We start from the raw sequence: 18,576 nt of genomic DNA, 5'->3' as shown, positions 1-18,576 counted from the left end.
CCGCGAACAGACGGTTCGTCCTGCGCGGCTGGACAGCTCAGCCGTCGGCACGCGCGTCGCACACCGACAGCCCGACGTGGTGCGCCAGAGCCGCCGCGATCGCCTCCTGGTCCGAGTCGTGCCGATGGATGGGTCTCGATATCACATCGTGAGCACCGCGGCGGACAGGTCCCCGGGCGCATTCTGCAGCACGACGCGGAACCGCACGCCGCGCCGGGCCCAGCGCGCGGCGCAGTCGGTCATCGCGGCGGCGAACCACTCCCGCGCGGCGGGCTCGGCCGCCAGCAGCTGCGCCGAATCACGAACGATCGCAACGTATCCCGGCGCGGCGCCGACGAATTCGTCCAGGTCCCGCAGGCATTCGTCGAAGGCGTCCTTGTTCTGCCCGAAGTAGTACGGGAACTGGAAGGCCGCGGCGAACTCGTCGAAAACGCCCGCGATCGTGCGCATCTTGGCGCCCCGCAGCTCCCGGGCCAGATAGCCCTCGGGGATCCGGAAACGCACGCCGCTGAACTCGGCGGCCTCCACCGCCAGCGACCCCAGCACCGCGGGCGTCGAACTCGCCGCGTCGCTCGGGTCCGTACCGGCCAGGAACTGCGACAGCGTCATCGTGCTACCCATCGGATTCTCCCCTCTCGGCCGACGCGTCCCGCCCCGGCACCGTCAGCGCATCCTGGTGAAGGTCGTGTAGTGATCGCCGGTGTAGTACGCCGAGCCCTCGCTGCCGGTGATGATGCGCTGGGCATCGCGGGTCTGCCCCTGCTTCTTCGGATTGACGTCCCACTCCCGGTAGCTGATCGCCTTGCCGGAGGAATCGGTCTTCGGCAGCGAGCCGCCGCGATTCATCCACTGGTCGCCGCCGTGGGTGCCGGGCGAGTTGGCCGCCGCCGGCCACTTGCCCGCGTCGATCAGGGCCAGGGTCTGATAGGCACGATCCGGCACGCCCGCCGCATGGCCGGTGACCGGTGCGGCCGAGACCCTGGCCGCGGCCACCGCCTTGGAGGACGGCGCGGCCGAATGGGTCGAGTGGCCGCGCGAGACCAGCAGCCCGACCACGATGACGATCACCACGACGACGAGCCCGAGCCCGCCCTGCATTCGCTTGTTCATCGGTACTGCACCGTCACCGGGGCATGGTCCGACCAGCGCAGGTGGTAATCGTCCGCGCGCTCGACGACGGCCTGCTTCGCGCGCCCGGCGATCTCGCCGCGCGCGAGTTGATAGTCGATGCGCCAGCCCGCGTCGTTGTCGAAGGCGCGACCGCGATAGGACCACCAGCTGTACGGGCCCGGCACGCCGGGATGCAGCATGCGCACGACGTCGACGTACCCGGCGGCGATCAGCTCGTCGATCCAGGCGCGCTCGCCGGGCAGGAATCCGGCATTCTTCACATTGCCCTTCCAGTTCTTGATGTCCAGCTCGGTGTGCGCGACGTTCCAGTCGCCGGTGATCACGAAGTCACGGGTCTGTGCTTTCATGTGGGCGCCGAGCTCGGACAGGAACCGGTACTTCTCGTCCTGCATCGGGGTGTCGGCCTCGCCGGTGTGGACATACACGCTGGCGACGGTGAGGTCGTCGAACTCGGCCTCGATGTACCGGCCCATGCCGTCGAATTCGGCGCTGCCGAAACCGATGCGCACCGCGCGCGGCGCGCGGCGGGACAGGATCGCGACCCCGGCGCGGCCCTTGGCGCCCGGCTCGGCGGGCGACAGATGCCATCCCGACGCCAGCGCGGGTGCCAATGCGGTGCGGGTCTGCTCGTCGGTGGCGCGCGTCTCCTGCAGGCAGATGACGTCGGCCTCCGTACCGGCCAGCCACTCGAGCATTCCCTTGCCCGTCTTGCCGGTCGCGGCACGAATCCCGTTCACATTGATCGAGCTGATGATGAAGGCCACCGGAAAACCGTACAATGCTGGTAACACACACTCCCTGCGGACACCGCCGTCCTGAAAGGGGTGATGACGTTGAAGTCAGGCACCGCTCCGCTCACACCGATGAAGGCCCTGCAGACGGGCTCCGGCGATCCCCTGCTGCTGCTGCACGGATTCATGCTCTCCCCGCACTGCTGGGAACAGGTGGCCGAGCGGATGTCGAGCACGTGCGAGGTGTACGCCCCCGCCTTCCGCGGGCACTGGGGCGGCCCCGACCTCGACGGTTGGTACCTCGATGTCGCCGCGCTGGCCGACCAGATCGAGAATCAGCTCGACGAACTGGGCTGGCGTACCTGCCATATCGCGGGCAATTCCCTCGGGGGCTGGGTGGGTTTCGAGCTGGCCCGCCGTGGCCGCGCGCGCACCCTGACCGCCATCGCACCGGCCGGCGGCTGGTCGAATCCGTCTCTGGCCCAGCTGCTGGTCGGGCTGAAATTCCTGTCGCTGGTGCCGGTGGTCCAGATCGGCAGGAAGATCGGTCCGGAGCTCGGATTGAGCACTCCCGCCCGGCAGTTCGCGGCGCTGGTGTTGAGCAAGAACACCTCGGCGGTGCCGCGGCGCGGCCTGGAGGCGGCGATCACCTCGGCGCTGAATTGCCCGGCGATGCTGCCGCTGCTGGCCAGCGGACTGCGCATGCCATCACTCGAGGGCATCTCCACGCTGCGCACGCCCGTGCGCCTGCTGATGTGTGAACACGACCGGGTCATCCCGAACAATCCCTATGCCCAGCGTTTCCTGCGCGAGCTACCCGAATCCGCCGACCGCATCCTGGTGCACGGCGTCGGGCACGTCCCGATGCTCGAGGCGCCCGACCGCATCGCCACCCTGATCGCCGAGCACGTCTACGCCAGCCGTACCCGCCTGCACGCCGTGTGACAGGGCCGCGCGGGCGACCCCGCACCACCTACTCGGCGCCGAGCAGCCCCTTGGCGACGTGGGTCACCTGGATCTCGTTGCTGCCCGCGTAGATCATCAGCGATTTCGCGTCGCGCGCAAGCTGTTCCACGCGGTATTCGGTCATGTATCCGTTGCCGCCGAACAATTGGACCGCCTCCATCGCTACGTCGGTCGCGGCCTCGGAGGAGTACAGCTTCATCGCCGATGCCTCGGCGAGGGTCAGCGGCTTTCCGGCGCGCGTACGCTCCAACGCGTTGAACACCATGTTCTGCACGTTCATTCGCGCGATCTCCATCTTCGCCAGCTTGAGCTGGATCAGCTGGAAGCGGCCGATCTCCTGGCCCCACAGCGTCCGGTTCTTGGCGTAATCCACGCACAGCCGGTGACATTCGTTGATGATGCCCAGCGACATGAACGCCACGCCCACCCGTTCGGCGGTGAAGCTGGAGCGGGCGCTCTCGCGGCCGTCGCCACCCCTGTGCTCCTCGGTCTCCCCCAGCAGCCGGTCGCGGCCGAGGCAGACGTTGTCGAAGAACAGCTCGCCGGTGGGCGAGGCGTGCAGGCCCATCTTCCGGAACGGCTTGCCCTGGGTGAAGCCCTCCATGCCCTTGTCGAGCACGAAGGTCAGGACCTTGCGCTCGCGCTTGTCGGCGCCGTCGCCCTCGTCGAGCTTGGCGTAGACGATCACGACGTCGGCGTACGGGCCGTTGGTGATGAAGGTCTTCTGCCCGTTGAGGATGTAGTCCTCACCGTCGCGGCGCACGTGGGTCTTCATGCCACCGAAGGCGTCCGAGCCCGAATCCGGCTCGGTGATCGCCCACGCCGCAACCTTTTTCATCGTCAGGATGTCCGCGAGCCAGCGTTCCTTCTGCGCGAGCGTGCCGCGGGAGGCGATGGTGGTCGCGCCGAGGCCGATGCTCACGCCCATGGCGGAGACCAACCCCATACAGACCCCGGACAACTCGCCGATCAGCACCGCCATCAGCGACTGCTGACCGCCGCCGAAAGCGCCTCCGTCGGAGGACTTCTCCGTGCCCGTATCGGCTGCACCGGCCGCCCGGGCCCGCTCTCGCGCCAGCATCTTCTCGGCCGATTCCGCACCGAGCGCATCGATGCCGAACTGACTGAACAGCTTCCGGATGATCGGGTACGGCGACATATCGCCGCTGTCCAATTCGTCCAGATGCGGGCGGATCTCCTTGGCGATGAAGCCGCGCACCGCGTCGCGGATCAGCTCATCGGTCTCGGACCATTCGAACATCGTTGTTATCCCATACCTTTCGGTTCACGGCAGCCGGGCGGCGATATCGTCGATCAGCCAGGGCCCCTCGGTCTCGATGGTCTTCACGTCGTGCCAGCCCGCCAGCTCGGAGATCGCCCCGCCCTGCACCGCGAACACCTTGCCGGTGATCGGGCATTCGGCGCCGGCCAGGTACGCCACCAGCGGGGAGATGTTGGCCGGGCTGAACGCATCGAATTCGCCCTCGGGGACCTCGGCGGCGAAGATCGCACCCATTCCGGGAGTGGCCAGGGTCAGCCGGGTGCGGGCCATCGGGGCGATCGCGTTGACCCGCACGCCATATCGTTCCAGTTCCTCCGCGGCGACCAGGGTCAGCGCGGCGATGCCGGCCTTCGCGGCGCCGTAATTCGCCTGTCCGGCATTGGGAATCGTGACGCCCGAGGCCGAAGCGGTGTTGATGACCGCCGCGTTGGGCCTGTTGCCGGCCTTGGACTGTTCCTTCCAGTACGAGGCCGCGTGGCGCAGGACGTTGAAATGTCCCTTGAGATGCACGGCGATCACCGCGTCCCATTGCGACTCGTCCAGGCCCGCGAGGAATCCGTCGCGCAGGATGCCCGCGTTGTTGACCACGACATCGAGGCTGCCGAACTCCGAAACGGCCCGGTCCACCAGGCTCTTCGCGCCGTCCCACTCGGCGACGTTGCCGGTGTCGGCCACCGCGCGCCCGCCCGCGGCGACGATTTCCGCGACCACCTCGTGGGCCGGACCGGAATCGGCGCCCTCACCGGCATTGCTGCCGCCGAGATCGTTGACCACGACGCTCGCGCCCTCGCGGGCGAACAGCAGGGCATGCTCGCGCCCGATCCCGCGGCCGGCGCCGGTGATCACGGCGACCCGGCCTTCCAATGCGCCCATCGTCTCTCCTGTCGAAAGGTTGTGCACCCGGCGGGTTCGTGCCGTGCCGGGCGCGGGAATCAGTCCGCGATCTCGGCCAGGCCGTCGCTGAGCACGACGTCCGCACCTCGCACGGTTTCGAATGCGTAGGTGGTGATTCCGTTGCCGGAGTTCATCTTCCAGATTCGGGTCTGCAGATCATCGCCGGGGAAGACCAATTTCGCGAATCGGACCGCGAAGCGCCGCAGCCGGTGCACGTCCGATCCACCGACCTCGGTCAGCACCGCCCAGGACGCGAATGCCATGGTGCACAGCCCGTGCGCGATGATGCCGGGCAGCCCGGCCTCCTTGGCGACCTCCTCGTCCAGGTGCAGCGGTACGGGATCGCCGGAGGCCGGTGCGTAACGGAAGGTCTGGTCGTCGTCGACGTGCTGGGGCACCTCCGCGATCGGATCGCCGCCCCGCAGGGCCTGGTCGAGTTTGTGGCCGGGCGCCGCCGCGCCGACCGTTCGGCCTGCGTCGATATTGCGGAAGAAGGCGGTGAGGTACTGCTCGTTGACCAACTCCCCATCGGCGGAACGGGTTTCGATGTGGATGGTGATGGTGCTGCCGTTGGCGCGGCCGGCGTAACCGATCGCGCGGGCCCGTGCGGTGAGCGTCTCCCCCGGCCGGATCGGGCGGTGGAAGTGAAAGTCCTGCTCCCCGTGCACCACCCGGCCGAATATGTCCGTAGGCGCCACATCCAGGACCGGGACCAGCATCGTGTCGAAGACCGGAACGATGGCGAAGACCGGCGGGGCAACCTCGCCCGCGCGATGCGCGGCGATCGGATCATTGGTCGCGGCCGCGTACTCCACGATCCGGTCCTGGGTGACCTGGAATTGCTCCTCCTCGGACCAGCTCCCCAGTCCCGCGTCGTCGAATTCGACTACCCGGGCGTCGGCCCCGGTCACGACTCGACCTCGCCGGCGATCGGCTCCGTCGTGCCCGATGCGCACCGTGTCGATGGCCCGCTCACGACGCCGAGGCCAGGTTGTCGAGAGCCTCGAGAGAGGTCTCGAGCTGCTTCATACCGTCCTTCTCCACGGCCTTGCCCAGCGCGCCCTTGATCAGGGCGCCCTCGAAATCGCCCCGCAGCGACAGTTCGCTGCCCTCGTCGTCGCCGGAGATATCGAAGGTGAATTCGACCTTCACACCGGCCATTCCGGTCGCGCCGAGGGTCAGCGTGCTCGGCTCCTGGACCGCGAGCACGTTCCATTCGAACTTGTTCGCCATACCCAGCATCACGACCTTCGCCACGAGCGTGCCGCCGACCGTGAGCGTCGCGGGCGGTTCCTCCATCCACCGCTCGTGAATGGAGAACCAGTCGCCCCAGGTGTTCGGGTTGCCGACCATGGCCCACAGTGCCTCGGGGGTCGCGGTCATCTTCCGGGTGTACTCGATGTGCCCCATGTACTGCTCCTGACGTGAGTTCGGTTGCCGGACAACATCATTCGCAACGTTGTCCGGCGCGCCCGCGGCCGCTCAGCGGTCCGCGCGCTGATATGCCGTGACGACCGTCGCCCCGCCCAGGCCGATGTTGTGCTGCAGTGCGGCGGTCACATTCGGCACCTGACGGCGCTCGGCCTGCCCGCGCAGCTGCCAGGTCAGCTCCGAGCATTGCGCCAAACCCGTTGCGCCCAGAGGATGCCCCTTGGAGATCAGGCCGCCGGACGGATTGACGACCCAGGTGCCGCCGTAGGTCGTCAGCCCGTCGTCCACGAGCCGCCCGGCCTCGCCCGCGCCGCACAGTCCCAGCGCCTCGTAGGTGAGCAGTTCGTTCGCGGAGAAGCAGTCGTGCAACTCGATCACCTGGAAGTCCTCCGGCCCCAGGCCGGACTGCGCGTAAACCTGGCGTGCGGCCTGGACATTCATGTCGTAACCGATCAGGTTCTTGGCGGTGCCGTCGAAGGTGGACCGGAAATCGGTGGTCATCGCCTGCCCCACGATCTCCACCGCCTGCCCGGCCAGATCGTGCCGGTCCACGAACGCCTCGGAGGCCAGGATCACCGCGCCCGAGCCGTCGGAGGTCGGTGAGCACTGCAGCTTGGTCAGCGGGTCGTAGATCATTCGTGAGGCCAGGATGTCCTCGAGGGTGTACTCGTCCTGGAACTGCGAATACGGGTTGTTGACCGAATGCCTGTGGTTCTTGTAGCCGATCTTCGCGAAATGCTCTGCGGTGGTGCCGTATTGCTTCATGTGCTCGCGGCCCGCGGCGCCGAACATCCAGGGCGCTACGGGGAAGAGCACCTCGGAGATCTCGGCCAGCGCCATGATGTGCTTGGCCATCGGCTGTTCGCGGTCGTCCCAGGTGGATCCGAGCGAGCCGGGCTGCATCTTCTCGAACCCCAGGGCCAGGGTGCAGTCGGCCAGGCCACCCCGAATCGCCTGTGCGGCAAGGTAGAGCGCGGTCGATCCGGTGGAGCAGTTGTTGTTGACGTTGACCACGGGAATGCCGGTCATGCCCAGTTCGTAGACCGCGCGCTGCCCCGAGGTGGACTCCCCGTAGACGTAGCCGACGTACGCCTGCTGCACCTCGTCGTACGAAATCCCGGCATCCGCAAGCGCTTTCGTGCCCGATTCGCGCGCCATGTCGGGGTAGTCCCAGGCGCTGCCGTCCTCGTTCTTGCGTCGACCCGGCTTCTCGAATTTCGTCATACCGACGCCGACGACGTAGACCTTGTTCGCCATCGAACTCCTCACATCCGCACCACCGGTCGCCTCCGGCGGCGGTAATGGCGGTCCCGAGGGGACCGAATGAAAACAAACATACAGACATGTATGTAAGGCCACAAGGGCTGTCGGTAGCGAAATCGGGGCCGCCGTACGGCGTAAGAGGACGAGCTTGCGACCGGATCAGCCGGCGACGGGCCGCAACCCCGGCACAGCGGCGGCCGCGGCGCGCAGGTGCACCGACGCCCGGCGCCAGCGGCGGTGCGCGCGTTCGGGATCGGGCGCGATGAAGCCGGTCACAAGAATGCCGCGCAGGACGTCCATCGCGGTGTAGACGAAGTCGCGAACTTCCTTGCGCTGCACCTCATCCGGCACGGCCTGCGCGACCGACAGCAGCACCGCGTTGTTGACGAAGGGCTCGACCTTCTCCATCTCGGCGGCCAGCACCGGATCGGTCCGGCCCGCCACCCACAGTTCGATCGCCGCGACGAACAGCGGCCCCTGATGCAGCGTCCACAGCGATTCGAGCATGGCGCCGACCGGATCACCGCCGGCCCGCGCTCGTCCGAGCTCCTGCATGGCCGCCTCGGTGCGCCGCTGGGCGAGGTGGCTGATCGCGGCCACGACCAGATCGGTCTTGGACTTGAAGTGATGCACCTGGGCGCCGCGGGTGACCCCGGCACGCTCGGCGACCCGTGGCGTGGTCGTCCCCGCGTAGCCGAACTCGACCAGGCAGTCGATGGTGGCATCGAGCAGCCGCACCCGCATCTCGCTGCTGCGCTGCTCCTGGGTTCGGCGCCGCGGCTTCGGAGGGGCAGGCCTGGTCATTTCGCGAATTGTACACTTACATGCAGATCTGAATGGAACTGTCGTGCGAAGTATCACCGACGGCGCGCGCACGACCGACCGATCGTGCGCACCCGATCGACCTCAGTGCGCCGGGGCCGCCCGACGGCCCAACCACACGGTGACCGTGAACAGCAGCACACCGGCTACCGCGAGTCCCGCGCCCAGCGCGGCCGGAGCGGTGTAGCCGAGCCCCGCCGCGATCACGCAACCGCCCAGCCACGCCCCGGCGGCGTTGGCGATGTTCAGCGCGGCGTGGTTGAGGGCGGCGGCCAGGGTCTGAGCGTCGTGCGCGACGTCCATCAATCGGGTCTGCAGCCCCGGCGACAGCGCCGCGCCCGATGCCCCGACCAGAAAGGCGCCCACGCCCGCGGTGTACGGATTGTGCGCCGCGGCAACGAATCCCGCCAGGATGACCACCATCGCCAGGAGCGCCGCGAATACCGACATGTCCACCCCGCGATCGGCCAGCACGCCCCCGGCGATATTTCCGGCGATCATGCCGAACCCGAACAGCGCCAGCACCATCGGAACCGCACCCAGGGACATCCCGGCGACCGTGGTGAGCGTGGTGGTGATGTAGGTGTAGACCGCGAACATGCCGCCGAAGCCGACCGCACCCACCAGCAGCGTGAGCAGCACCTGCGAGCGACGCAGCGCGCCCAGCTCGGTGCGCGGATCGGTGACCCGGATGCCCGACAGCTGGGGCACGAATCGCGCGATGGCCACGACGGTCAGCAGCCCGATCACGGTGACCACCAGGTAGGCGTCCCGCCACCCGAGATTCTGGCCCAGCCAGGTGGCAGCGGGAACGCCGACAACATTGGCGGCGCTCAGTCCCAGCATAACCGCGGCAATCGCCTTTGCCCGCTGCCCGGCAGGGGCCAGACTCGCCGCGGCCAGGGAGGCGACGCCGAAGTACGCGCCGTGCGGCAAGCCGGAGACGAATCGAGCGAGCACCATCGTGGCGAAGGACGGCGCGAAGACCGTCGCGAGGTTACCCAGCGTGAACGCGGCCATCAGGGCGATGAGCAGCCGCTTGCGCGGCACCCGGGCACACAGCGCGGCGATCACCGGCGCGCCGACAACCACGCCGAGCGCATAGGCCGACACCCCATACCCTGCGGTCGGCTCGGACACCCCGAAGGCCCGCGAGATATTCGGCAGCAAACCCATGGTGACGAATTCTGTAGTGCCGATGCCGAATCCGCCCAGCGCCAACGCCAGCATGGCGGGAATGTGCCAGCCGGTGCGTGGTGCGGTGGCATCACCCGAATGCACCGTGACGCGCGCATCCGATCGGACGGGCACGGACTGCGCAGGCACGACAGGAACGGCGGGCGCGACGGAAGAATTGGGCACGACCAAGCGCAACACGACCACGACCAGCCCCGATACCCGAGACGCCGGTGATCTCACTCACCACCACGGCGCCCGGTTCGAGGATCTACCGGAATCCCTTGGGGGTCACCGGCTTTCGAGTACGCAACGGCGGCGCATGTCGGTCGCGGTGTAACTGGAATCACCGGCCCGGTGATTCCAGCCGAGCACAGAGTCAACCGGTCGCTATTCACAACCATCGCGTCGGTCGAAAGTTATCCCCAGATCGAAAAATGTGCCTTTCCAGGCGATGTCACGGCCTTTAGCGTGGTCGGCATGACCAAGCCGCAGCGAGACCCAAGCATCGATCGGTTGCGACACGACGTCGACGACATCTACGAGCTGCTCGACGACACCAACCGCACGGCCCACACCACGCAGGCCGCTGTCCGCGGGGTTGATCTGCGACTACGCCGCTTCCAGCGGACCACCGGTCATCAGTTCGGAGTCGTCCTGGGGATGCTGCGTCAGCACAACAAGCGGTTCGAGAGACTCGGGCAACAGACCGCCGAGCGCTTCAAAGAGACCACCGAGCGATTCGACCAACTCGAACACCAGACCACCGAACGCTTCAACGAAACCGCCCAGCGATTCGACCAACTCGAACACCAGACCACCGAACGCTTCAACGAAACCGCCCAGCGATTCGACCAACTCGAACACCAGACCACCGAACGCTTCAACGAAACCGCCGAACGATTCAACCGACTCGACAATCAGCTCGGTGAGATCGTCCAGCTCTTGCAGTCACGCTGACCGCCAGCCGAAACAGTTCGGGCACCCGCGGCCACCGGGAGAGCGGTGGGGGCGGGTGCCCGGGCTTTCATCAGGTCATCACGGCCGCACGCCGCGACGACGGCACGATCTCAGCGCAGCTCGCGCGCCAGGTTGGCATCCAGCACGCCGAGGAATTCCTCGGTGGTCAGGTAGCCCTGATCGCCGCCGACCAGCAGTGCCAGATCCTTGGTCATCTGGCCCTCCTCGACGGTCTTGATGACCACGTCCTCGAGGGTCTGGGCGAAGCCGATCACCTCGGGGGTGTTGTCCAGCTTGCCGCGATGCGCCAGGCCACGGGTCCACGCGAAGATCGAGGCGATCGGGTTGGTGGAGGTGGGCTTGCCCTGCTGGTGCATCCGGTAGTGCCGAGTCACGGTGCCGTGCGCCGCCTCGGCCTCACAGGTCCGGCCGTCCGGGGTCAGCAGCACCGAGGTCATCAGACCCAGCGAGCCGAAGCCCTGCGCGACCGTGTCGGACTGCACGTCACCGTCGTAGTTCTTGCACGCCCAGACGTAACCGCCCTCCCACTTGAGCGAGGAGGCGACCATATCGTCGATGAGCCGGTGCTCGTAGGTCAGGCCCGCGGCGTCGAACTGCGGCTTGAACTCCGTCTCGAACACCTCCTGGAAGGTGTCCTTGAACATGCCGTCGTAGGCCTTCAGGATGGTGTTCTTCGTCGACAGATACACCGGGTAGTTCTGCTGCAGGCCGTAGTTCAGCGAGGCCCGCGCGAAGTCCTGGATGGACTTCTTGAAGTTGTACATGCCCATGATGACGCCGCCGTCCTCGGGCATCTTCACGACCTCGTGCTGGATCGGCTCGCTGCCGTCCTCCGGGGTGAAGGTCAGCGTGACGGTGCCGGCCTGGTACACCTTGAAGTCGGTGGCGCGGTACTGGTCACCGAAGGCGTGACGGCCGATGATGATCGGCTTGGTCCAGCCGGGAACCAGACGCGGAACGTTCGAGATGATGATCGGCGCGCGGAAGATCGTGCCGCCGAGGATGTTGCGGATGGTGCCGTTGGGCGACCGGTACATCTTCTTGAGGCCGAACTCCTCGACGCGCGCCTCGTCCGGGGTGATGGTCGCGCACTTGACGCCCACGCCGTGTTCCTTGATGGCGTTGGCGGCGTCGATGGTCACCTGGTCGTCGGTCTTGTCGCGGTATTCGATACCGAGGTCGTAGTAATCGAGATTCACATCCAGGTACGGGTGAATCAACTTGTCTTTGATGAACTGCCAGATGATCCGGGTCATCTCGTCGCCGTCGAGTTCGACGACAGTGCCTTCAACCTTGATCTTGGACATGGATCTTCGTGTCCTCCTAGGAATGATGCTCCCATTAACTCGGCCAGGTGAACACGCTTGTGAGCGGGCCCGGCTGTTCAACAGACAACGTATACGCCCCGTGTTGGTCACGGGACTCCGAGGTGCCAAACAGTACAAGCATACTGGTGCGCTGAGTCTCACGCGCGCCGACGTACCGGTGAGTGATACCTCCGTCACACCCGCGGTTTGCAGGCAATTGCTCGCCCGGCGTTCGCGCCGGGTCCGCGGCGCCGCCATTGCACACCTGCTTTCTCCCCCGCGCCGCGGCCCGCTACCATGGCGGGAAGGTCATGAGCGCCAGCGCCAAGCCCCGGCTCGCTGGCCGGCAACCCTCCTGTCGCGGTGGGGTGCTCCGGGTGATGACCGGGCTCTCGAAGGCCGAGAGCAAGCGCGACCATCAGGAGGATTTCCGAAATGTGTTGTAGCCGTCCGCTATCCGGACTCCGATAACGCTCACCGGCAGACCTCTGGAAAGAGCCACGACATGAGTAATTCTTTCGCGTCCGTGACCGATTTCGTGGTCCGGCGGACCACGCCGCCCCGCGCGGCGGTGGCACGGTGACCGTGAGCATCGAGCGGAGCGCGTCCCGTACCCGGGCAGCACGGCTGCTGCCGCCACCGGATGGGCGGCTGGGCACCATCGGCGTCGGCGATATCCGCCTCGAGAGCGGCGAGGTGATCCCCGGTGTGGAGCTCGCCGTGCAGCGCTGGGGTGAGCTGTCCCCCGCGGCGGACAACATCGTGCTGGTCGAGCACGCGCTGACCGGCGACTCGCATGTGGTCGGCGCGCCCGATGCGCTGCACCCGCTGCCCGGCTGGTGGGACGGCGTGGTGGGGCCCGGCGCACCGCTCGACACCGACGAGTGGTGCGTGATCGCCACCAACGTGCTTGGCGGCTGCAAGGGCAGCACCGGCCCGGCGTCCATCGCCTCGGACGGGCGGCCCTGGGGAGCCCGGTTCCCCGGCATATCCATCCGCGACCAGGTGAGTGCGGAGGGGGCGCTGTTCGATCTGCTCGGCGTCGACCGGCTCGCCGCGGTGGTCGGCGGGTCGATGGGCGGCATGCGGGTGCTGGAGTGGATGGTCGGGCACCCGGAGCGGGTGGGAGCCGCGCTGGTGCTGGCCGTCGGAGCCCGCGCCACCGCGGACCAGATCGGCACCCAGACCACGCAGATCGCGGCCATTACGGCCGATCCGGACTGGCAGGGTGGCAATTATCACGGCACCGGCCGCACGCCGACGACCGGTCTGGGCATCGCCCGTCGCATCGCGCACCTGACCTATCGCACCGATTTCGAGCTGGACCACCGCTTCGAGAACCGCGCCCAGGGCGAGGAGAACCCCCGCGACGGCGGCCGCTACGCGGTGCAGAGCTATCTGGACCATCAGGCCGCGAAGCTGACCGCGCGCTTCGACGCGGCCAGCTACGTGCTCCTGACCGACGCCATGAACCGTCACGACGTGGGCCGCGACCGGGGCGGGGTGGCCGCGGCGCTGGCCGCGACGGCGGTGCCCTGCGTGGTCGGCGGTGTCGACTCGGACCGGCTGTATCCGCTGCACACCCAGCAGGAGCTGGCCGATCTGCTCCCCGGATGCCGGCGGCTCGAGATCGTGCGCTCGCGCGACGGGCACGACGGATTCCTGACCGAGACCGAGGCGGTCGGCAAGTTGCTGGTTCAGACGATGGACCTGGCGCGCAACTCGCTGTAGCGGGGTCAGCCGAGGCTCGGCGGGGCACCGGGCCGCAGTGCCTCGGCGCCGTAGTGCCTCAGCCGATGCCGAGGGTGCTGATGGTGACCGCCAGGGCAATGATCGTGCCGCCCAGCACCGCGTAGGCGCCGACGTCGAACGGTCTGCTGCGCACCGCCAGCAACCCGACCCGCGCCTCGGGCAGTACCAGCCGCAGTACTGCCGCGAGCAGCGGTGCGCCGCCGATGAAGAGGGCACCGCGCCGCCATCGGTCCTGCGCCATGAACACCACGGCCACCAGCAGCACCACCGCCACCAGCAGTATCGGCAGCTGGTTGCGCAGTGACCCGAGGAATCCGAGCGGGCGGGTGGGCGGAGTGGTCGCGGGCGCATCGGTCACCCCCAGATTCTCGCATTCACCCGGCGGCGGCGCGGTGGTCAGTCGGCTCGGACGTCAGTCACCCCGGCTCCGCTCGGCGTGCCGGACGTGCAGCCGGCGAACCTGGTCGGCGAGTTCGGGATCGGGACCCGCGACGGGAATTCCGGGTGCGACCTCGTTGATCGGCAGTGGCCGGACCGGGCCGGACGGCAGCCCGAGTTCGGCGCGCCAGGCGGTCAACTGGGTGGTGGAGCTGGCATAGACGATGCGCCCGAGCCCCACCCAGGCGTGCGCGGCCGAGCACATCGGGCAATGCTCGGCGGAGGTGTAGACGGTCGCCTCGGCGCGCCGATCGGCGGGCAGATTGCCCGCGGCCCAGCGCGCCAACTCGAACTCCGGATGTTGCGTCGCGTCACCGCCGCCGACCTCGTTGATGGCCTCGGCGACGATCGCATCGCCCGCCAGGAGCAGCGAGCCGAACGGTTCGTGCCCCAGGTCGAGTGCGCGCGCGGCGAGTTCGACGCAGCGTGCGAGATAGGTGTGGTCGTCGGCGCTGATCATGGCGCCGATCCTAGGACGGGAGCGCTCGGCGGTGACCGAGGCCGACGCCGCAGGACGGCCCGGACCACGCGTAGAGTTCTCGCAGCCGGACGTGACGAGAGGCTGTCTCCTGCTGTGTTGAAGCTGATGTTCTTCGAGCCGCGCATTCCACCGAACACCGGCAATGCGATCAGGCTGTCCGCGGGGACGGGATGTTCGTTGCATCTGATCGAGCCGCTGGGGTTCGATCTGTCGGAGCCGAAGCTGCGCCGCGCCGGGCTGGACTATCACGACCTCGCCTCGGTGTCGGTGCACGAAAATCTCGCCGCCGCCTGGAAAGCCATTCGCCCGGACCGAGTGTTCGCCTTCACCACCGGCGGCGCCACGCGCAACACCGATATCGTGTACCGCCCCGACGACGTGCTGCTGTTCGGTCCCGAGCCGACAGGGCTGCCACCGGAGGTGCTCGCCGATCCGCACATCACCGACCAGGTGCGGATCCCGATGCTGCCGGGCCGGCGCTCGATGAACCTGTCGAATGCCGCGGCGGTCGCGGTGTACGAGGCGTGGCGACAGCTGGGATTTCCCGGCGGGGTGTGAGTCGGCGGGCTGCCCTGTCTCGGAGGGTGCCTCAGGCGTCGATCTCGAAGCGCTTGAAGCGCGAGGTAGCGCCGCCGGTGAGGCGGACCGAGCCCTTGGACACGCCGAGGTGCCTGGCCAGCAGCTCGATCGCCGCCTTGTTCGCCTTTCCTTCGACCGCAGGCGCGCGCACGTACAGTCGCAGGGTGCCGTCGTCGAGGGTTTCGACGAGGGGGCCCTTGCGGCTGTTGGGCGTGATGGTCGCCCGGACCACGGTCGGCATGCGATGCTCCTGGCTCGGCGGGATGACCGCAGCCTAATCGGCGCTGCCTGCGCAGCCGTTGGTACACCGCGCACCGGCGGAGCGAAGGCGGAGGTACGCACAATGGGCTCACCCATGGGAAAGCCTCAGGTCCAGGACGTCGTGCGCGAGGACGAGGGAGTCTCCGGCGGCGGTGAGAACCAGATCGCCCGAGTGGGATCCGTGGGGCCGGTCGTGACCGGTGCGGCGGATCTCGAGCGCCACCTCCGATGTCAGCGCACCGTATCTGACGGTGCGGTCGTCACCGCGCCGATCCCAGCGCGTGCCGGATCTGCTCCAGACCGCGGTGGCGAGCCGATCTGGGGATCGTGACTCCCACGTTGTATCCGTGACGGTCAGCTCGGCGTCGTCCCAGCGCAGATCGGCCAGCTCCGAGCAGCTGTGGCTCGCCGGAAGCTCGACTGCCTCGAGCCGCTCACGGTACAGGTCGATGCGTAGCAGACGCGTTGTGCCGCAGGCAATTCCGTCCCGCACCCGACCGGACAGGGCGACGGCCTGCCCGTCGGGACGCAGCACTGCCCGATCCAGCGCGGTGTTGACGCCCTCGACCGGCCCCAGTGCCCGCACCGATCCCGTCCCGATGTCGACGAGGGACAGGTGATTGACACCCCAGGATGCACCGGGCGGCGATTCCACCTGGTCGAGAATCAGTATCCGCTCCCGGGCCGCGAGCAGCCGCGGCCCCGACACCGCTGCACCGGGTACGACCGGCACCGGCGACGGGAGCGAAACCGCCGCCCGCACAGCGGGATCCGGATCGCGCAGATCGGCCTGCATGAGCCGGCCCGGCTCCTGCCACCAGCCGACCTCCGAGTTGTGCAGCGGGAAGATCCGATCGCAGCCGCAATCAACCCGCCACGGCAGCCGCATGCCATCGGCCACCCGGATCGCGGTGAGCACTCCCGATTCGTCGAGTGCGTAGACATGCGAATTGTCCTGCGCGAAACCGGCATCGACGTATACGCCCGGGTACCGCGCGAGGACCCGCTCGGCGGTGGCCAGGACCAGTTCGGTCCGGGAGCGGAAGACGAACGGGCGACCCGACGCGGCCGCGGGCGCCGAATTGCTCATCAGCGCCGGCGCTTGGACCGCCGCCGACCCGGATACCCCGCCTGCACATCCCGAGGCAACGAAAACCCACACCATCAGCGCCAGCGCGGGCAAGCGGCAGATCCCCATAAGGCCAGGGCGCGGGCGCGCAGGGCGCGGCGGAGCGGCCTGGATGCCGCCCGGGCTCATCCCAGCACCCCCAGCGCCCGCCGGTAGAACGCCTCCCGGGACTCCATGCCGTTGTAGCCACCATTGATCGCGCGGGTAACCGCGGCGAAGTCGCCCGCATCGGCCAGGGCGTTGATGCCGCGAGATATCCAGTACCACTGGGCGATTCGGAAGCCGACATCCGGACGGGCCGCAATCTCGGGATCACCCTCGAGATCCAGGCCCAGGGCCTGCCCCGCGGCACGGTAGTTGGCACGACCGGTCAGCTGAATGGGACCGCGCCCGTGGTAGCGCGGGCCGTCACCCGGCTCGGTGTTGCCGGCGGCGGCATTGAGCCGGCCCGGGTCGTACTGGTGAAAATAATCGTCGTCGCCGAGCTCCTGGAAATACCGGAGCTGGCAGCTCTCGTGGGCCAGCTGTGCCAGAAATGCCGCCTGCCGTTGCGGTGTGGTGATCCCGCCCTCCTGCATGGCAGCGTTGAGCGCGGGCAGATACTCCCGCGCCTGATCCATCGGCAGATCCGGCATGATCGCGATGAGCTGTTCGGCGGAAACCCCCGGACCGGGTGTCGGGGCGACATCGGTCCCCGACAGCGGAAAATGCTGCGCGGCAGCCAATTCCATGGCAGATTCCGTTCGAACGCTGTCTACCGCAGCGGCGACTTCCGTAGCCGAAGATTCGTCCCGGACTGCGAGTTCGGAGTTCGATGCCGCATCGGCCCCCACGGCGGGCAGCATCGACGAATCGGCCCCGGTACCGTTCGATATCGCGCAGCCCGGTCGACCGTTCAAGGCCGCGAGTCTGCTCGCATCGCTGGCCCACCCAGGCAAATCGTCGTGGGTCCGCGCGGGCGAATCGTCGCCGGACTGCTCGGGCAAACCATGGCCGGTCTGCTCGGGCGAATCGTCGCCGGTCGGGCCGGGCACATCGGGGTCCGAGAACCGCGGCCCGAGATCGCCGCCGAACGCGCCGGCCAGGTGCCGCAATTCGTGGCCCACGGCCAAAATCGCCTGTCTGCCTCGCTGTTCGGCGCGCTCGACAGCGGCCAGGGCCTCGCCGATGACCTCTGCCCATTCCGCACCCGCCGCGGATTCGGCGGTGACGGTCCAGTCCTGCGCGACCGTGCAACCGTCCGCCTCGGCATCGGCGACATAGTCCAACAGCGCCAGCGCCGTGTAGTGCAGATCGGACAGGGCTCGTACACCCGCATCGCGCAGGCCCTCGGCGTGATCGCACAGCATCCGGTTGTGCCGGTGCGAGGCCTCGACGGTGGCGAGCACCGCCTCGAAGGCCGCACCGCGCCAGCCGTCGCCGTCGAGCCGATGACATTCCGCGCGCACCGCCGCGGACAGTGCCTCCAGATCCCCTATCCGCCGGTCGAATTCGGCGCGTACCCGATCGGCCGCCTCCAGGGCGCGCCAGTTCTCCAGCACCGACCGCGGCGGGGTCATATCCGGACCTCCAGCCCGGCGAACAGCCCCGCGTGCGCGAGATCGGCCTCGAGGTACACACTCAGCGCGCGGTCGGTATGCTCGGCCAGGCGCCCGAAACGATCGGCGCTGCGTTGCACGAGATCGGCCGCGGTACTTGCCGATTCGCACCACGCGTGCACCACCACGCTGTGCGGAACCAGCCGCGCGAACAGCCCGACGGTTCCGAGTTCCGCGCCCGAGGAGCCATCGATCTCCCGGCATGCCCGGCGTGCGACGGCCCCGAGCCGCCGCACGGCATCGGAATCGACAACACACGAATTCGACATCATCCATCCCCCTTGCCCGAATGATTTCCCACCGATATCCGGCACCGTAATCAGCGTCGACGGCCTTGTCACGAACAAGGCCACA

Annotated in this window: 21 protein-coding genes and 1 riboswitch; of the genes, 4 read left to right on the top strand and 17 right to left on the bottom strand. The window is 68.1% G+C overall.

Annotated features, from left to right (window positions below):
• Positions 1 to 141: 141 nt before the first annotated feature.
• Genes KO481_RS08880 through KO481_RS08870 form a run of 3 tightly spaced genes read right to left on the bottom strand, consistent with a single transcriptional unit; the run spans position 142 to position 1,895 of the window.
• Positions 142 to 621 carry a barstar family protein gene (locus KO481_RS08880; RefSeq protein WP_215916490.1) on the bottom strand — a complete coding sequence of 160 codons (480 nt, stop codon included), beginning with the start codon at positions 619 to 621 and terminating at the stop codon, positions 142 to 144.
• Between the two features lie 42 nt (positions 622 to 663).
• Entirely contained in the window at positions 664 to 1,110 is a 447-nt protein-coding gene (locus KO481_RS08875; protein ID WP_215916489.1) for a guanyl-specific ribonuclease, read from the bottom strand.
• The gene (locus KO481_RS08870; RefSeq protein ID WP_215916488.1) at positions 1,107 to 1,895 is read right to left on the bottom strand and encodes an exodeoxyribonuclease III; all 789 of its coding nucleotides are present in this window, start codon (positions 1,893 to 1,895) and stop codon (positions 1,107 to 1,109) included. The genes KO481_RS08875 and KO481_RS08870 overlap by 4 nt, the downstream gene beginning before the upstream one ends.
• A 63-nt stretch (positions 1,896 to 1,958) precedes the next feature.
• Between KO481_RS08870 and ephH the strand changes: the two genes are divergently transcribed.
• A complete protein-coding gene (gene ephH, locus KO481_RS08865) occupies positions 1,959 to 2,807 on the top strand; it encodes an epoxide hydrolase EphH (protein WP_215916487.1) in 849 nt (282 codons plus the stop codon).
• 28 nt (positions 2,808 to 2,835) lie between these two features.
• On the opposite strand, the gene KO481_RS08860 is transcribed toward ephH, so the two are convergent.
• The 7 genes from KO481_RS08860 to KO481_RS08830 form a co-directional block, all read right to left on the bottom strand.
• Positions 2,836 to 4,089 (bottom strand): acyl-CoA dehydrogenase family protein, encoded by a 1,254-nt coding sequence (locus KO481_RS08860; protein ID WP_215916486.1) that lies wholly within the window; start codon positions 4,087 to 4,089, stop codon positions 2,836 to 2,838.
• Positions 4,090 to 4,113: 24 nt separating this feature from the next.
• Positions 4,114 to 4,983: an SDR family oxidoreductase gene (locus KO481_RS08855; protein ID WP_215916485.1), complete on the bottom strand. Its 870-nt coding sequence runs from the start codon at positions 4,981 to 4,983 to the stop codon at positions 4,114 to 4,116.
• Positions 4,984 to 5,042: 59 nt separating this feature from the next.
• The gene (locus tag KO481_RS08850; RefSeq protein WP_215916484.1) at positions 5,043 to 5,915 is read right to left on the bottom strand and encodes a MaoC/PaaZ C-terminal domain-containing protein; all 873 of its coding nucleotides are present in this window, start codon (positions 5,913 to 5,915) and stop codon (positions 5,043 to 5,045) included.
• 61 nt (positions 5,916 to 5,976) lie between these two features.
• Positions 5,977 to 6,414, bottom strand: coding sequence for a type II toxin-antitoxin system Rv0910 family toxin (locus KO481_RS08845; protein ID WP_215916483.1), 438 nt, complete (start codon positions 6,412 to 6,414; stop codon positions 5,977 to 5,979).
• Positions 6,415 to 6,486: 72 nt separating this feature from the next.
• Entirely contained in the window at positions 6,487 to 7,692 is a 1,206-nt protein-coding gene (locus KO481_RS08840) for a lipid-transfer protein (protein WP_215916482.1), read from the bottom strand.
• Between the two features lie 165 nt (positions 7,693 to 7,857).
• On the bottom strand, positions 7,858 to 8,502 hold the full coding sequence (locus tag KO481_RS08835) for a TetR/AcrR family transcriptional regulator (RefSeq protein ID WP_215916481.1): 645 nt from the start codon (positions 8,500 to 8,502) through the stop codon (positions 7,858 to 7,860).
• Between the two features lie 102 nt (positions 8,503 to 8,604).
• A complete protein-coding gene (locus KO481_RS08830) occupies positions 8,605 to 9,801 on the bottom strand; it encodes an MFS transporter (RefSeq protein ID WP_308166466.1) in 1,197 nt (398 codons plus the stop codon).
• A 252-nt stretch (positions 9,802 to 10,053) separates the two neighbouring features.
• Between KO481_RS08830 and KO481_RS08825 the strand changes: the two genes are divergently transcribed.
• On the top strand, positions 10,054 to 10,656 hold the full coding sequence (locus KO481_RS08825) for a DUF3106 domain-containing protein (protein ID WP_215916480.1): 603 nt from the start codon (positions 10,054 to 10,056) through the stop codon (positions 10,654 to 10,656).
• Positions 10,657 to 10,766: 110 nt separating this feature from the next.
• Here KO481_RS08825 and KO481_RS08820 read toward each other — a convergent pair whose 3' ends face one another.
• Complete coding sequence (locus KO481_RS08820; RefSeq protein WP_215916479.1) at positions 10,767 to 11,984, bottom strand: NADP-dependent isocitrate dehydrogenase; 1,218 nt, start codon at positions 11,982 to 11,984, stop codon at positions 10,767 to 10,769.
• A 307-nt stretch (positions 11,985 to 12,291) separates the two neighbouring features.
• A riboswitch (SAM riboswitch) is annotated at positions 12,292 to 12,402 on the top strand.
• A 161-nt stretch (positions 12,403 to 12,563) separates the two neighbouring features.
• On the opposite strand from KO481_RS08820, the gene metX reads away from it, so the two are divergent.
• Positions 12,564 to 13,715 carry a homoserine O-acetyltransferase MetX gene (metX, locus tag KO481_RS08815; RefSeq protein WP_215916478.1) on the top strand — a complete coding sequence of 384 codons (1,152 nt, stop codon included), beginning with the start codon at positions 12,564 to 12,566 and terminating at the stop codon, positions 13,713 to 13,715.
• Between the two features lie 58 nt (positions 13,716 to 13,773).
• On the opposite strand, the gene KO481_RS08810 is transcribed toward metX, so the two are convergent.
• Positions 13,774 to 14,094: a DUF3017 domain-containing protein gene (locus KO481_RS08810; RefSeq protein WP_372451959.1), complete on the bottom strand. Its 321-nt coding sequence runs from the start codon at positions 14,092 to 14,094 to the stop codon at positions 13,774 to 13,776.
• Positions 14,095 to 14,148: 54 nt separating this feature from the next.
• Entirely contained in the window at positions 14,149 to 14,631 is a 483-nt protein-coding gene (locus KO481_RS08805; protein ID WP_215916704.1) for a nucleoside deaminase, read from the bottom strand.
• 129 nt (positions 14,632 to 14,760) lie between these two features.
• Between KO481_RS08805 and KO481_RS08800 the strand changes: the two genes are divergently transcribed.
• The gene (locus KO481_RS08800) at positions 14,761 to 15,213 is read left to right on the top strand and encodes a tRNA (cytidine(34)-2'-O)-methyltransferase (protein WP_245400683.1); all 453 of its coding nucleotides are present in this window, start codon (positions 14,761 to 14,763) and stop codon (positions 15,211 to 15,213) included.
• 31 nt (positions 15,214 to 15,244) lie between these two features.
• Here KO481_RS08800 and KO481_RS08795 read toward each other — a convergent pair whose 3' ends face one another.
• The 4 genes from KO481_RS08795 to KO481_RS08780 form a co-directional block, all read right to left on the bottom strand.
• Positions 15,245 to 15,475: a DUF167 domain-containing protein gene (locus KO481_RS08795; RefSeq protein WP_215916476.1), complete on the bottom strand. Its 231-nt coding sequence runs from the start codon at positions 15,473 to 15,475 to the stop codon at positions 15,245 to 15,247.
• 108 nt (positions 15,476 to 15,583) lie between these two features.
• Positions 15,584 to 16,678, bottom strand: coding sequence for a hypothetical protein (locus KO481_RS08790; RefSeq protein WP_215916475.1), 1,095 nt, complete (start codon positions 16,676 to 16,678; stop codon positions 15,584 to 15,586).
• Between the two features lie 71 nt (positions 16,679 to 16,749).
• A complete protein-coding gene (locus KO481_RS08785) occupies positions 16,750 to 18,183 on the bottom strand; it encodes a glycoside hydrolase family 19 protein (RefSeq protein ID WP_215916474.1) in 1,434 nt (477 codons plus the stop codon).
• On the bottom strand, positions 18,180 to 18,494 hold the full coding sequence (locus KO481_RS08780) for a hypothetical protein (protein WP_215916473.1): 315 nt from the start codon (positions 18,492 to 18,494) through the stop codon (positions 18,180 to 18,182). The genes KO481_RS08785 and KO481_RS08780 overlap by 4 nt, the downstream gene beginning before the upstream one ends.
• Positions 18,495 to 18,576: the final 82 nt, after the last annotated feature.

The organism is Nocardia albiluteola, assembly GCF_018860155.1.
Taxonomy (GTDB): Bacteria; Actinomycetota; Actinomycetes; order Mycobacteriales; family Mycobacteriaceae; genus Nocardia; species Nocardia albiluteola.
Note: the sequence above shows the minus strand (reverse complement) of the source record. Positions and strands in the feature narration are given on the sequence as shown.